General features: G+C 48.2%; 10 protein-coding genes. 7 read left to right on the plus strand and 3 right to left on the minus strand.

The window, feature by feature from the left end:
* Positions 1-112: 112 nt before the first annotated feature.
* A complete protein-coding gene (gene mobF, locus VB780_RS03100; RefSeq protein ID WP_323349674.1) occupies positions 113-1,444 on the minus strand; it encodes a MobF family relaxase in 1,332 nt (443 codons plus the stop codon).
* Positions 1,445-1,768: 324 nt separating this feature from the next.
* Between mobF and VB780_RS03105 the strand changes: the two genes are divergently transcribed.
* From VB780_RS03105 to VB780_RS03125, 5 genes are all read left to right on the plus strand, one after another.
* Positions 1,769-2,893: a hypothetical protein gene (locus tag VB780_RS03105; protein WP_323349675.1), complete on the plus strand. Its 1,125-nt coding sequence runs from the start codon at positions 1,769-1,771 to the stop codon at positions 2,891-2,893.
* Positions 2,890-3,408, plus strand: coding sequence for a hypothetical protein (locus VB780_RS03110; protein ID WP_323349676.1), 519 nt, complete (start codon positions 2,890-2,892; stop codon positions 3,406-3,408). Before VB780_RS03105 ends, VB780_RS03110 begins: the two co-directional genes overlap by 4 nt.
* 24 nt (positions 3,409-3,432) lie before the next feature.
* Positions 3,433-3,729 (plus strand): DUF5674 family protein, encoded by a 297-nt coding sequence (locus VB780_RS03115; protein ID WP_323349817.1) that lies wholly within the window; start codon positions 3,433-3,435, stop codon positions 3,727-3,729.
* Complete coding sequence (locus tag VB780_RS03120; RefSeq protein WP_323349677.1) at positions 3,720-4,085, plus strand: hypothetical protein; 366 nt, start codon at positions 3,720-3,722, stop codon at positions 4,083-4,085. Before VB780_RS03115 ends, VB780_RS03120 begins: the two co-directional genes overlap by 10 nt.
* Positions 4,086-4,157: 72 nt before the next feature.
* Positions 4,158-6,683 carry a tetratricopeptide repeat protein gene (locus VB780_RS03125; protein ID WP_323349678.1) on the plus strand — a complete coding sequence of 842 codons (2,526 nt, stop codon included), beginning with the start codon at positions 4,158-4,160 and terminating at the stop codon, positions 6,681-6,683.
* A 153-nt stretch (positions 6,684-6,836) separates the two neighbouring features.
* Here VB780_RS03125 and VB780_RS03130 read toward each other — a convergent pair whose 3' ends face one another.
* Positions 6,837-7,955, minus strand: coding sequence for a hypothetical protein (locus VB780_RS03130; protein ID WP_323349679.1), 1,119 nt, complete (start codon positions 7,953-7,955; stop codon positions 6,837-6,839).
* Positions 7,956-8,650: 695 nt separating this feature from the next.
* Positions 8,651-10,192 carry a hypothetical protein gene (locus tag VB780_RS03135; protein WP_323349680.1) on the minus strand — a complete coding sequence of 514 codons (1,542 nt, stop codon included), beginning with the start codon at positions 10,190-10,192 and terminating at the stop codon, positions 8,651-8,653.
* Between the two features lie 188 nt (positions 10,193-10,380).
* On the opposite strand from VB780_RS03135, the gene VB780_RS03140 reads away from it, so the two are divergent.
* The gene (locus tag VB780_RS03140; RefSeq protein ID WP_323349681.1) at positions 10,381-11,430 is read left to right on the plus strand and encodes a caspase family protein; all 1,050 of its coding nucleotides are present in this window, start codon (positions 10,381-10,383) and stop codon (positions 11,428-11,430) included.
* Between the two features lie 8 nt (positions 11,431-11,438).
* Positions 11,439-13,997: an NACHT domain-containing protein gene (locus tag VB780_RS03145; protein ID WP_323349682.1), complete on the plus strand. Its 2,559-nt coding sequence runs from the start codon at positions 11,439-11,441 to the stop codon at positions 13,995-13,997.
* The last annotated feature ends 188 nt before the right edge of the window (positions 13,998-14,185 follow it).

Here is a 14,185-nt window from a genome sequence, read left to right on the forward strand (position 1 = left end):
ATAGTACCGTTGCATTTGAGCTTCAATTGGGGCAGGGTAGGGGGTGATCATCTATCCGCTCCTCTCGCTACCTCTCTAGCTTAGGAGCCCAACCCGCAGTATTACACCTTATTCAATCCACGATCCTGAGTGCATAGGTCTTGCCCGCTCCCGCTACTCCCTGCCACGCCATCACCGCATCCGGTGTGGTTGCCGCCATCTCCACCGCGTTTTGCTGCTCCGGGTTCAGAGAATGGTTGGTCAGACCATTTAACCGGGTGCCACTGGGGACAATCGGTGCCATCTGTCCCCGTCCCTGCTGCATCAAACAGATCGTGTTGAGTTCCAGATTGAGCGCGGTTTGGGTGGTGAACTTGCCGTCGGCGACGCGAATGAGTTCAGGGCTTTCGGCGAGCGCTCCCTCAATCGCCTCAAACCCCTGCACCCCCAGCTCATGCTCAAAGACAAACCGCTCCAGCGTCGTGCGCCGAAACACCGACTCCCGCTCCCCACAGTGCTGGATCGCCGCGTCAATGACCGATGTGGCTGATGGCTGGTCGCCAACTGCTTGGGTAGTGCCATCCGGCAAGTTTGGTAGCTCCAAACCCTTCAATTGAATCAGCGCATTCCATCCCCGCCGCAACAGACCCTCATCCACCTCCTTGGGCTTCCGTTTCCGCGAGACTAAAGTTGCCGTCTCCCGCATCGCCCGGTTGTTCTCAGAACCTGTCGCCTCCCATTCCTCGATCAGCTTCAGGATCTGCTGTCTGCGGGTCGAAAACGCCTTCAGTAGTTCCGGTGAATACCCCGCCAGTTCAAACTGCCCATGGGCCTTGGGCTCAATCTGGTAGCCGTGCTGCTTCAGCGCTACGGCCAGCTCGTTCTGGTAGATCTGGCCCAGGAGCTTTTGGTTGGCGATCGCCGCCTCATTGCTCAAACTAAACCACCGCCCATCCTCCAACTGCGTCGCACTCATCACCACACAATGGCTGTGCAACTGCGGCTCCGCCTCCCGACTAGTGGAATGGGTAAACACAGCCGCCGCGATATTGCCGGTCGTCACCTTTGTCCGGCCCGCTTCCGTCGAGATCCGCGTCTGGGCATAGCGCTTTTCCAAAACCGATAGAGCTTTCGCCACCGCCTGATGATGGGCTTCCAATACCCGTTCATCCTGCTGCACCAGAGCCGCAATGCTGACGCTCTTAGGCGCACTAAACGTAAAGTCGGTCGCTGCCCGGCGCTTTTCGGGGTCAACCACTTTCCCGGTCAGCGATAGCCCATCGGGAGCCTGTCCTGAGAGCATCTGGCTGAATTCCTGCTGATTGACAACTCCAGCCAAACCCAACGACGCCGCTCCTTTGCCCACCCACTTAGTCGGGTGAGCCGCTTCTTCTGAGGAGTAATAGTCCTCGTGGGTGTAATAGGTCTCCGCTTGAGCCGCAGAGAGGTTGCTCGTGGAAAGCATGGAGAAGCTGGGTTAAAAACACGACGCCACCCTGGAGCGAAAGCGGCAGCGTCTTCAAAAACGGTAGAAACCCTGGAGGGAAGGCCATTGCCCGGTTTTTGCCAAAACCTTGGCGTACTGTGTGACCTCTCCGCGAAGCCCCCGATAGGGGCGCAGCATCCTGATACACCAAATTATATTCCAATTAATCAGCATTTTGAGCACCCATCCCAAAAGGTCACAACAACTCCGTGGAAAACGGCGCTTTTCGTAAACTTTCACAAAGTTGCACGGATTTAGCTGATTAAGTGCTGATAAATAGGACAGTGATTGGGAGATGTTCCTATGAATTCTCATGCTCCGACGCTTTTATTGGCCTGTGACTTGGGTAAATCGAGCGGCAAGTTCTTCTATAAGCTGCTCCATGGGCAGACTCACGCCCTTTGGATGGAGACGGAAGTAGCCCAGCGCGAAGCCGCTGGGGTCGAATCGATCAGCCCTGGGGGCCGTCCGCAAGATTGTGCTTGGTACCGCAATGGTGAGGTGTTGACGTTTGTGGGCAAAGCGGCTCAACGGTTTCTTGACTACAACAGCTTTAAGGAGGATAAAAGCCTGAAGGCTCCCGAGCGGATCGTGGGGGTGCTGGGGGCGATCGCCAAAACCGAAAGCCTTCCAGCTCGGTTTGATGCGGTGGTCTGGGTGCTGCTGCCCATCAATGAGTTGGCTACCCGTCAGCAGATCTCGTCTCGATTAACCGTCTTGGCTCAAGGCTTTCGGTTCCAAGACGAAGCGGAGTATCGGGTGAATCTGAAGCTCAGCTTTCGGCCTGAGGGCTACGGTATCTATGTCCAGCGCAAGGCTCAGCTTCAGCAGACGGGGGTGGCCATTGCTCAGCGCACCACCTGGATTGAGATGTTGGGCCACCGCAACGGCACCCAACTGGCTTTCGAGACGGGGACGTTGAACTCGGCTAAATCCACATCCAAGTTTCCGGGCTTCTGGGAATCTTTCGAGAAAGCGGCTAATGCAGCGGGGGTGTCGGTCACGGAATACGACGTGCTGCTGAGGGCGCTGGAGACGGGGCAGGCTCAGCAGTACTCGGTGGCCAAAGGGACTTCGGTTAATTTCTCGGCGGCGATCACCCAGGTCGAAGCGGCATATCTGGCCAGCCTGGAGTCCCACTTCACCGACCACCTGCTGCCGAGTCTGGCAACAGGCAAGGGGGATGTGGTGTTGGCGGGTGGGGCCGCTTATCTGATGCGAGAACCGTTGCGGCAGTTCTTTGACGAGCGAGGTTTTGCGTCTCGCCTATCGTTTACCTGGGAGCATCAAGAAGCGTTAACTCAATTGGTCAAAGCTCAGCTGCCGGAAGCGGTTGAAATGCCGTCTCTGTCGATGCGGATGACTGATGGCTTTGGTTTGTTCCAGGCGTTACTCGGAGATGTCAACCGGATGCGGGGGGCGTCATGAGTCAGGACGGTCAAACCCATTCGGCTCGGGTCAAGTTTATCTACAACGCTCAGTTCCCGGCGGCGACAGCGGTGGTGCTGAATTATCTGTTGAACAATCCGCACTTCACTGGTCGTCAGGGCCGACAGCAGGGGATGGATGCCATGATGGCGTTCTACCGTCCCCTGGCGGAGGAGTTCCACGGTGAGCTATCGGTCTCGGAAATTCAGGAAATGGCGCGGCACTGTGTAGAGCGGTTGGCGAAGCAGATTGCTGATTTATGCGATCGCTACCACATTGCTAATCCAGTCACATCCCATGTCGGTGCTTCGGCTCCATTGGGCAGCACTGCTCGCCTGGAAGCCATCTTGGAGGAGTTAGTGGCGGCGGTTAGAGGGGGAGGGGCGATGGCCCTTCCGGGCCAGTCTCTGACCATCGCGCATCAATCCACCTCCTCAGCTCCCGTGGACATTGAGCAGGGGGTTGCGATGGATGGCAATGAGCTAGGTGACCTCGGAGACATCCTCAACGATTAAAGCCATGCTAGCTCAGAGTTTCAGATACTAGAGGCTTTGGGAATCTACATTAAACTGGCTGTAGATGTTGAGCGCAGGATTCTATCCGAAGGTGGGGAACTTCACGCCGATTGTGAGCTGATTTTGCTGGATGATGGCAGTGTGCAGGCCATCATTTGGGGAGCTGATTGGTATCCACTCAGGCAAAAGGTTGGGTATGAATCACTCATCAACATTCGCCCTAGTGCGGATAATAAGTCGATGGAAATTCAAGAGCCTGTTCTGCGGGAAGACATTAGCCAAATCGTGCAATCTCTTTTGGGCAACGTTGAATGGCAATAAACTGGGACATTCTCAAGACACAGTATCTTCAGGCTAACCGGGCGGCTCAGCTAAATAGTTTGGCCCTGAATTTGACGCGGATCCAGCTCTTGCCGAGGAGCGGTACCGATGAGTCGGTTGCTCAACATCTGGTCAGAGAGAGTCAGTTCTTTATTGAGTGGGCGATACCCAGTATTGATTTGGAGACGGATGCAACCTTCGCGACTGAGTTGGTAGACTTGCAGCGGTTGCTCAGCCGGTGGAAGCTAAGTTGGTCAGAGCTTTGGGCTAGTGAGAGTAAGCGACGGGAGATTGCTACGCTCGCTCAGCAGTGGTGCGATCATGTTCATGGCCAATATGAGTCGCTGACAGGGTAAGGGTAGCTCACCACTATCCGAGCTGAAGCTATGACGGTAAAGACAATAGAGCTAACTTTAAATTGAGAAACTATGTCTAATAAGCTCAACACCATTATCCAAAGAGTTGTAGGCGATACCTTAACGGATGAACAGCAACAAGCATTACTGGTAGCCATTCAATCAGGGCAGGCAACATTAGCCACAGGCGATCGTGCCCTGGCTGTGGGCGGCAATGCTGACAATGCAGTGCTGATTACCGGCGATCGCAATATCGTGGGCGATCGCAACATTATCTTTGAGGGGGCTGACGCTGAGGTCATTCGTCAATATCTCCAGCCCGCACGGGTGGGAATTCCCGAGAACTTGCCTCGGAGTGGGGTAGTGCAATTTGTGGGGCGAGGGGCGGAACTTAATCAGCTCCACTACCAACTGCAGGCGAGTCAGCAATCAACAGTATTTGCCATCAGTGGTATGGGCGGCGTTGGTAAAACTGAATTAGCGTTGCAATACGCCCATGCGTACAAGCATCTTTACCAGGGGGGTGTGTGCTGGCTGCAAGCGAAAGGAACGGATATCGGAACTCAAGTTGTGCAGTTTGCGAGATCGCGCTTACAACTTAACCCCTCTGAGGGGCTAGACATTCTAGAGCAAGTGGGTCACTGTTGGACTTATTGGCCTGAAGGCAATGTTCTGGTGGTGATTGATGATGTAATTGACTACGACATTATTAAGCACTACCTACCTGCTGGTAAACCTCGATTTAAGGTTTTGCTGACAACTCGATTAAGGCTAGGGGCTTCGATTCAGAATCTGGCTATCGAAGTACTGAAAGAAACAGAAGCTTTAACCATGTTGAAATCACTGATTGGAGAAGAGCGAGTGCAGTCAGAGATTGACGATGCTCTCAAGATATATCAGTGGTTAGGCGGGTTACCTCTAGGTTTGGAATTAGTGGGGCGCTACCTCAATCTGAAAGAGGATCTCTCGCTGACAAAGATGTTTCAGCGATTGCAGAAAAAACGCCTTGACTCTCCCGCGATCTCCGATCCTGATGATAAGGAAATGACAGCTTGTTTAGGGATTGCCAACGCTTTTGAGTTGAGTTGGGACATGCTCGACGACGCAGATCAAGAGCTAGCTTATCTGCTGTGTTTATTTGCCCCGACATCGATCCCTTGGCATTTAGTGGAATGGTGCCTGCCAGATAAAGATGAAGAAGACTTAGAAGATCTGCGCGATCAATCGTTAGTTAAATTACATCTCATTCAGCGCAAGGGGAGAGGGAGCTATCAGCTTCATCAGCTGATTCGAGAGTTTTTGCAAGACAAAGCAGAGTCTGTACCTCAGGCAGAAAAGTTGCGGGAGACATTAGCCAAAACCTTGGCAAGGATAGCGAGTAAAATCCCCGAATCGCCCACACAACCCTGCATTCTGGAATTGAACCCAGTTATTCCTCATATCGAAGAGGTCGCAATCTCACTACAGCCTTGGTTGAGAGATGATGAAATCTCTATCATATATATCGGAATTGCAACTTTCTATTACAGTTTAGCCACCTTTAGAAAAGATTCAGCAGCAAGTTTAGCTGACATCACTGAAACCTCCAGCCTTAAACAAGCTACTCGTAAAGGGCTAAAGCAATGGAGAAGTTCAAAGCAATGGCTAGAGAAAGGTTTAGAAATCACAAAAAAACGTGTAGGAAAAGTTAATCTCCAAATTGCCGATCTTCTAAGCAGATTAGGGGTGATTTCTTATTCTTTTGAAGGGAATTACGATAAGGCTGAACAACAATTTCAGGAGGCTTTGAGGATCAGAAGGGAACTTCTGGATGAATATCATCAAGATTTGGCAACTGACTTTCATAATTTAGGTTCTATTCAACTCTCAAAAGGTGTATATGACAGGGCTGAAGAGCTCTTACTAAGAGCATTAAGGGTTAGAGAACATCTTGCAAATAAAATCCCTAATCCAGAATTAGCATCTACTCTCAACAGCTTAGCGAAACTACGAGAACTTCAATGCCGATACTCTGAAGCAGAAAATCTATATAAAGCTTCGCTTAACATTAGGGAGATTCTTTTTGGTGAAGATCATCTCGATACAGCGCAGAGCTACAATAATTTAGGATATTTATACACAATGCTGGAAAGATTTTCAGAGGCGGAATTTTTCTATCTCAAATCTTTGAAAGGCAGAGAAGAACATTTAATAGAAAATCATCCTGACATAGCACAAAGCTATAATAACCTAGGTGACTTATATGGCAAAGTAGATCAAAAATTCAAATTCGGGCTTCACCATCAGCAACGGGCTCAGTCATATTACAAAAAAGCTTTAAGAATATTTGAATGTCGGGAGGAAGAGACTGGTGAAACTCATCAAGAATTTGCTAAAACTTTAAGCAATTTGGGAGTCTCTTACATTAAACAGGGCTATTTTTATGAAGCCATATCTCAAGTTGATGAAGCAATTGATTACTATTCAGAAGCTATGGAGATCTTTCGAAAAGCACACCAAGCATTTGCAGATTTGTTAGGTCCAAATCACTCTATCACTCTATGTGTTTTGGAGAAGATGGAGTCTACAGAACAGCTCATCAAAAGCTGCGAAAGATGAAGTGACTTATAACTCTTCTAAGTGATCGATGAACTGAAGATGTAGAAGCAGTTGTACTTTTTGGTGATTTCAACAACAAAAGAAGACCAGGAACTAAAAATTTATTTCTTAAGGCTCAAATTCAAAAAATTAGAAAAAATGGCGATATAGGAACTATTTTGAATGCAAAGCCTGAAACTTCATTGAAGGAACAGCATCGTCTTTCCAGATTTCAGATTTAGAAGCAATCATTTCGTCTGGATGAATTGATGCATCTAAGAAAGACCAACGTGTGGGGGTATCTACATAAGGTTGAGGTGCCAATGTGCTTACTTGACCTAAGAAACTCCGCCACGAATCTGGATTAGTTTGTTTAACATACCTAAATAGGGCTGAGAAACGCATCGTATTCATGGCTGCACCATACACAGCAGTATTATACTCCTGCACAAATGGCAAAGCTGTTCTTATTCGTTCAGTTAAAGAGCTTACCGGAACAACTCTTGAACCATCAAGCTTCCAAAAGTAATAATAAGGTCGGTTACCTAAACTAATATATTCTCCACCTTCATTATTTTCTGCCACAGAGATATTTACCCCTAATCCTTCATCTGTTAAAACCCAAGACTGAAAATAATCGCCACCAAAAGCCTCTGAAATTTCACTTGCTGCAGTTGTCCAAGTACTACTGTCAGAATAAGATTCTCCTTCACCTAATATGGTTTCTCCATTCAAGGCAGGAAGTTGCCAAAATTCTCCCAAATCGAAAAACATAATATCTGCCTGCATTAAGCGTAGTCCAAGCAGCGTATTATCGAAAGCAGGATGATAAACAATGTGATAAGCACTGTCATTTGTGTCCTCACCAAATAAAGACACACAAGCGCTATATTCACTATCCGCATACTTAGCAATGGGAATCAACTGCCAATCGGGAAGCAAGGAATCATACAGTTGGTCCCTAATCTTAACTTGTAATCTAGTGCCATCTTCTCTTGAGGAGTTATAAATCAGTGAAACCTGATTGCCACTTAAAGCTTCTGCTGGAGTGGCAGTAGCATTGAAAGAGACCCCTCCTACTTGAGTGACAAATCGAGGAGATGTCAGGCTTGCTGGTTCGACTTGCAATGGGCGACTGGGAAAACCGTAGTCAAAAGAATAACTACCTATATTTATAGAGTTAGGTTGAGTGAAGCCGAGATCCACTAAGACAGGCAGGAAAAACACTAATGTCAACGAAGAAACTACCAATGACAAAAATTTGAATTTGAGGTTGCCAATGATTTTTCTCATTTCCCCACCTTCAGTCAAATTTTATTATTTTCTAAAGTATTGAAACACTACTCCGGAGTGTTGGCTACAATTACTGCTAACTAAAGCAGATAAGAACCACATTTCAGTGTACATCTATACAGGATTAGCTATTTTAGTAATCCAGGCATGGTGAGTTGAAGTCTGTTTCATACGTTAGGCATTCTATCATCAAAATCTTATTCTAAACAATAAAAATCGTTAGCTCTTTGACTCGGGTAAACCAAACCTTTAAACTCATAACGTTTATGCTGCGCGGAACAAGATTGAGAGCTGCTCTAGTTTGACTATTTCTGCCGATATTGCGCGTTGCTCGAATAAATGATCATGTGTGGCTATTCTCTAAATCATTGATCTAACTCAATTGATTAAACGATGGCAAAGAACTTCAATCATGGGGATGCATTCCTGGTTGATGAAGGTCAATATACCGAGCCGCAGTTGTCTCTGCCAGTAACGGTCCAAAACACTCGGGCTTTATACCTGATTGTGGTTAATCCTCAGCTTTGTGGTTACCCGGATAATGCTTAGCATTTGAGGGTGTTGCATGATGAGGGCGCAACTCAGCAAGCCATCCTAGACGGTTTGGAGTAGTTGAAGGCTCAAGCGATCGCTGATTCAGGAGCGACGGTGGTGTACTACTCTAGACATAGCTAGCTAGAGACCACGAATGGCAACTACAGCAGTCCGTCTCTAGCACCATCGGTTCGCCGCAGAGCATTGGTAATTGCATTGCGAGTAGCTTCTGCGCCAAAGCCCCAAGCTAGAAGGGCAAAATAATCTCGTAACCCACTTGAGCCGAACGTCGGGTTCTCCAGATAAAGCTGGTTAAAGCCTGTTCCAGCCAAAAATCCGATGGTGGTTAGATAGCCCGCGATCGCAAAAAGCTGAAGACGTTGTTTGGGATTCTTGATCAGGGCAGCAATGCTGTTAAATACGAAGGTATCATCTAAGGCCGCGACAGGAGTTTCCGTTACTGTAGCATGAGGCATTGCCACTTCTGAGGGGGGACTAGCTTCTATAGCTGCTTTTCCTTTTCCTGGCTTAAATTCTCGCAAGCCATCTACAGGAGCAGAATCCTCTGCTTTCTGTTTCAACGTATTTAGAACCGGGTTAGCCTCAGCGATGGCTAAACCAACCGATTGCAGTTGGGGATCATCGCCGGAGTCAGAAGGTTGAAGGGTCATGAGAGTTTCTTTCCAGGCATCAGTCCAAGAATTCATATCCTGTAGGGCTTTTTGATCGGAGGGTGCTAAGGCATCGGGATTAAGCTCCTCCAGAGTTTGCTGAAACTGGCGATATTGCTGGAGAATTCTTAGATAGCGAGTAGACTGTTGTGAAAAACGATTGATGATTTGCCCTAACGCTGCGGCATTGCCAAAGTTAGCAACATTGTCTAACACCGTCTGTAGATTAGAATAAATCGTCTGTAGATAGGGCGCGTGGCTCACTGTCGGGAGTTGTTCTGAAAGCTTAGACTGTAATTCCTTGCCCACCTGCAAAGTACTGAGCCACTCTGGGCGCTCACGAAACCATTTTCCCCACATTCCCCCGGCGGTATTGAGGGACTGACGAGCATTTTCCAGTTGTTTGGCATCGCGGGCTAATTGGGCATCAGCCAGATGCACTGCAATGCTAGAGGCAAATGAAAGGGGGATCTCTGAATCATTTTGAGTCTGGGTGCGCAGCGTTTCAATGCCGACCGTCAACTCATCGGTTGTTTTTCCCCAACGGCTGTAGCTAGAAACAGTGGTGCCAAGGATCACGCCCAAAATCAACAGTGCCAATGGCAAGTACCAGGCATCTTTCACGCGAACTGTAATGGGAACAGTTACCTGGTCGTCGCTGTAACTTAACAGTAATGACCCTTGAAACTCACCACTGGGAGCAGCCTGCAGATTAAACGTCACCGGCAAAGTGATCAGGGTACCCACCTTAACGGAGCCAATGGCGGTGGGAGTGGTAATGAGGCTTTGGGGGAAAACCCGATCGCGATCGCGACTGTACAAATCTAGAGCGTGGATTTGTAAATCTGTTATGGGCTCAGTTGCTCGAATCGCCAGGGTGCGGATTGCCGGTTCAGTTTCACCGCGAGTTCCAGTCGCCGTAAGGGCTTCAGGGGTGACGATGACAGTTGTTTGGGCCAGAATGGGTTGAGCCGGGAGGCAGCCCAATAGGGAGAATGCCAGGCTCAGCCAGGGAGAGGGATGGAGTTTCATGGGGAGATGGATGGATTGAAGAGCGATCGCAATTGTTAGGACTACAGCTCATGACCCCTGCCTGCGCAAGAAACATGGGTAAATCATGGTAAGACTCAATTTTATGGCTAAGAAACTCTAACCCTTTTTAGCGGCAAGGCCATAATGGCTGAAGACTTGGTGGATTTTCCAGTTGAGGGCAAACAGAGATGAGTCACCTTTTTGAACAAGGGCATGCTTGCGTGATTGGGGTCGGCGGCGATTTACCCAGTACAGCCACCGATGCCAAAGGTCTGGCTAAGGTGCTGAAAGACCCGGAGCGCTGTGCCTATCCAGAAGACCAGGTGCAGGTGCTAACGGGGGAAGAGGCAACCCGCAACCAGATTTTGCAAACTCTGGAGACCTTGGCGGCTTCAACCGACGATGATTCGACGGTGCTGATTTATTTTTCAGGTCATGGCCACCAACTACAAAAGCCGTTTAAGTCTTATTTTTTAATGCCCTACGGCTACAACACTGAAGCTTTGGATGAGACCGCCATTAGCGGCAGCGAGTTTGTAGATTACCTGCGAGAGATTCCAGCCCAGAAGCTGCTGGTGATGCTGGATTGCTGCCATGCTGGCGGATTAAGTGATGTCTCTGCCTTTGAAGTGACCAAGGCTCCATTACCACCGGAAGCTCAAAGGATGTTTGCCAAAGGGGGCGGACGCATTATGATTGGCTCCTCACGGCCAGAGGAGTTGTCCTATGCCGGAGAACCCTATAGTGCCTTTACCTATGCCTTGATGAAGGGATTATGCGGCGAAGGAGCCACGCAGCAAGATGGCTACATTCGGGCGACGGATTTGGCGATGTATGCCAGCCGCATTGTGCCGACGTTGACCAGCGATAAGCAACACCCAGTGCTGGACATTGAAAAGGCCGATAACTTTGTGCTGGCCTACTATGCCGGAGGAGACCTGCAGCCGAAAGGCTTGCCGCCTGAACTGGCAACCGAGCCCCGGATTGAGGCGCAGCCTGGTGAACTCAATAACCAGATCATCCAAACTACTACCGTGACTGTTTCGGGAAACCGCAGTGTTGGCATTGGTGGTAGTGTCCAAGGGGCAACCATCATCACTGGAGATGGCAATGTTGTCGGTAATAACAATCGGATGCAAACGGTAAATCAAAAAGGAAAAACTAACATCAGCATCGGCCAGGCGCACGGGTTGCACATCGGTGACTCCTATGGATCCGCTCGGGATGACGAGGAATAAGTAATTCGATGTCAGAAAGCCTGGAAAATCTTAAAGCGGCACTTAAGGATCTCCCTCAGGAAAATCTTCAGGCGCTACTGGCTGAAGTCACCGCGTCTGGTCAGGGAGCGGTGGCGATCGCCCGCGATGCCACTGGAGCAAAGATTGTCACGGGGAGTGACAACATCCTGGGTGACCACAACCGGGTAGTGATTCATCAGGGGATGGATGCAGAAACCCTGAAACTGGTATTGCAGGAGTTGCTAGCATCTCAACGCGTCTACTTCTATGGATTGCCAGAAACGCAGCCGCAAATTCAGGCTATCGCTCAAGCCATTCGAGAAGAGATAAACAAGTTAGTACCGTCTCAGGCAACAGAAGTTGCGTCAGTGGACAAGTTGGTGCAACAGGTGCGATCGCGCCTCCATGATGACATCCAGCGCTTACATGGCACGATGCCACTCTGGGGCGTGGATCATTGGATGCCGCTGGGAGAGCTGTTTGTGGATGTGAATATTTTGGAGGAGGTGAGTAGCAATCGCCGAACAGAGTTGGCTGACCTGTGGCAGGATTTCAGCCAGAATCCTGGCTATCGCAGTTTGGACCGCATGGGATTGGGGGAGGAACGGCAGAGGGTGTCGGGGCTGGAGGTGCTAGCTAGGAATACCAACCTGATGGTGGTGGGCAAGCCGGGTTCGGGAAAGACGACCTATTTGCAGCGGATGGTGACGGAGTGCAATGCGGAAAATCTACAAGCTAATAAGATTCCCGTTCTGATTAAGTTGCGGGAGTTTATAGAAGATGGGCGGGACATTGCCTATTCACTGGAGCAATATCTAGAGCGGAGCTGGCAGTTATCGACAATAGAAACTCAATTGGTTCTCAACCAGGGACGATCACTGATGCTGCTGGATGGGCTTGACGAAGTAACGGGGGAAGGGGAGAAGACTATTGCCAAGCAAATCAAGCGGTTTGCGCGGATCTATCCGCAGGTGCAGGTAATTGTAACGTGCCGGATGCAAAGTCAGGAGTCGCGGTTTGAACGGTTTGATTACGTAGAAGTAGCCGATTTTAATGAACTACAAGTCAGGGCATTTGCAGAGCATTGGTTTCAGACAGTTTGTGGGGATTTAACAACAGGGCAGGCTAAGGCAACCGCTTTTCTGGAGCAGTTATTTCGGGGAGAGAACAAATCGATTCGCAACTTAGCGATTACCCCGATTTTGTTGAGTTTAACCTGTGCGGTGTTTCAGCAGAAACAGGCATTTTACTCGAAGCGTTCTAAGCTCTATGGAGAAGGGTTGGAGCTATTGCTAGAGCGGTGGGACAAGTCTCGGGAGATTGAGCGGGATGAGATATATCGTGATTTGTCGGTGGAGCGGAAGCTGGATCTATTGAGCCATCTGGCGGTGAAAAAGTTCGAGCAAGAGCAGTATGTGTTGTTTGAGCAGGCAGAGATTGAGGGATATATTGCGGAGTTTTTGGGGATTGGGTTGCAGGAAAGTCAGGAGGTGTTGAAAGCAATCGCACAGCAACACGGATTATTGGTTGAACGGGCACATAAAATCTGGACGTTCTCACACCTAACATTTCAGGAATACTTTGTAGCGAAGTGGTTTTGGGGGCGATCTGGCTTTGATAAATTAGCGTCCCATATCTGGGACACTCATTGGCGTGAAATTTTTCTATTAACAGCCGAGGCGATAAGGGAGCCTTGCGAATTATTTTTATTAATGAAAGGCCAAATTGATCATTTTTTAATAGGCGACGAACAATTACAAGAGTTTCTGGATTGGGTACATAATCAGTCATCATCAACTAACAGTAGCTATAGTATTTCTGAGATTCGAGCATTCTATTTCAACTTTCAACAAGCTCACTTTGGAATGCTTAACCTTGATTATTTTCAGGTTCATCTAAAATTGCTAGGTATTGATAACAATCTTAAGCAGGCAACAGAAGGAATCACGCAATTAAATCTCAACCTAATTTATGGATATAGGCTTGAAGAAAATTATATTAAACGCATTCAACACCTTCTTGATTTGTCTTTATATCGAGACTACGCTTTAGCAAGTTTGATTTATTGCAGCCAAGCCTACATAGATAAAAACGTTAATAATATTAAAATTTTTGAGCACCCTCTTCGTTTAGAAGCACTAGATAGAGGGTTCTTTATGTACCTTAATCGACTTCTTGAAATTGAGGGTAAAAGTGTTTTTGGAGTTAAGCTAAAACAGCTTGCGATGCATTTGCCTCAAGTAGAGGCATCGCAAGAAAATTGGAAATGGTATGTCAAAGACACAGAAGCCTATAGATATTGGTGGGAAAATCACTCTCAAGACTGGATTTCTGAGTTGAAAGAGGCATCTGTTAAATATCGAAATATAGGCAGAAACTGGAAATTTAGCGATTTGCAGAATCAAGCACTTAAGAAATATTTTGACGCTAGCAAACTGTTGGTAGACTGTATACAAATTTCCCAAAGCCTAAGTAACAGCAGCTATGGCATTGTTGAGGATATTCAAGAGAATCTATTTTTACCAATTGACGAAATTGAGAAGCGAAAAAAACAAAGTTCAAATTAGCGATCGCCTTTTGCCTTGTTTGACAGCATTTCTGCAAAGTGCTCTCGTAATAATCCCTGGATAAAGCGATCGCGATCGCCCCTTCGATAGTTTCAGTCATCCACTAGGCCATCTGCTGCAACAGCGTCGTCCTTAGTGATGCAGAAAACTCCTGAAGACTTTATGTATAAAGGATTTTCGTCGAGACA

Source organism: Leptolyngbya sp. CCNP1308 (genome assembly GCF_034932455.1).
GTDB lineage: Bacteria > Cyanobacteriota > Cyanobacteriia > Phormidesmidales > Phormidesmidaceae > Nodosilinea.

What these genes read in the sequence shown, in the direction of transcription:
- VB780_RS03135 (WP_323349680.1), bottom strand. Translation starts at nt 10,192, where the DNA reads ATGAAACTCCATCCCTCTCCCTGGCTGAGCCTGGCATTCTCCCTATTG.
- VB780_RS03105 (WP_323349675.1), top strand. Translation starts at nt 1,769, where the DNA reads ATGAATTCTCATGCTCCGACGCTTTTATTGGCCTGTGACTTGGGTAAA.
- VB780_RS03145 (WP_323349682.1), top strand. Translation starts at nt 11,439, where the DNA reads ATGTCAGAAAGCCTGGAAAATCTTAAAGCGGCACTTAAGGATCTCCCT.
- VB780_RS03125 (WP_323349678.1), top strand. Translation starts at nt 4,158, where the DNA reads ATGTCTAATAAGCTCAACACCATTATCCAAAGAGTTGTAGGCGATACC.
- VB780_RS03130 (WP_323349679.1), bottom strand. Translation starts at nt 7,955, where the DNA reads ATGAGAAAAATCATTGGCAACCTCAAATTCAAATTTTTGTCATTGGTA.
- VB780_RS03120 (WP_323349677.1), top strand. Translation starts at nt 3,720, where the DNA reads ATGGCAATAAACTGGGACATTCTCAAGACACAGTATCTTCAGGCTAAC.
- mobF (WP_323349674.1), bottom strand. Translation starts at nt 1,444, where the DNA reads ATGCTTTCCACGAGCAACCTCTCTGCGGCTCAAGCGGAGACCTATTAC.
- VB780_RS03140 (WP_323349681.1), top strand. Translation starts at nt 10,381, where the DNA reads ATGAGTCACCTTTTTGAACAAGGGCATGCTTGCGTGATTGGGGTCGGC.
- VB780_RS03110 (WP_323349676.1), top strand. Translation starts at nt 2,890, where the DNA reads ATGAGTCAGGACGGTCAAACCCATTCGGCTCGGGTCAAGTTTATCTAC.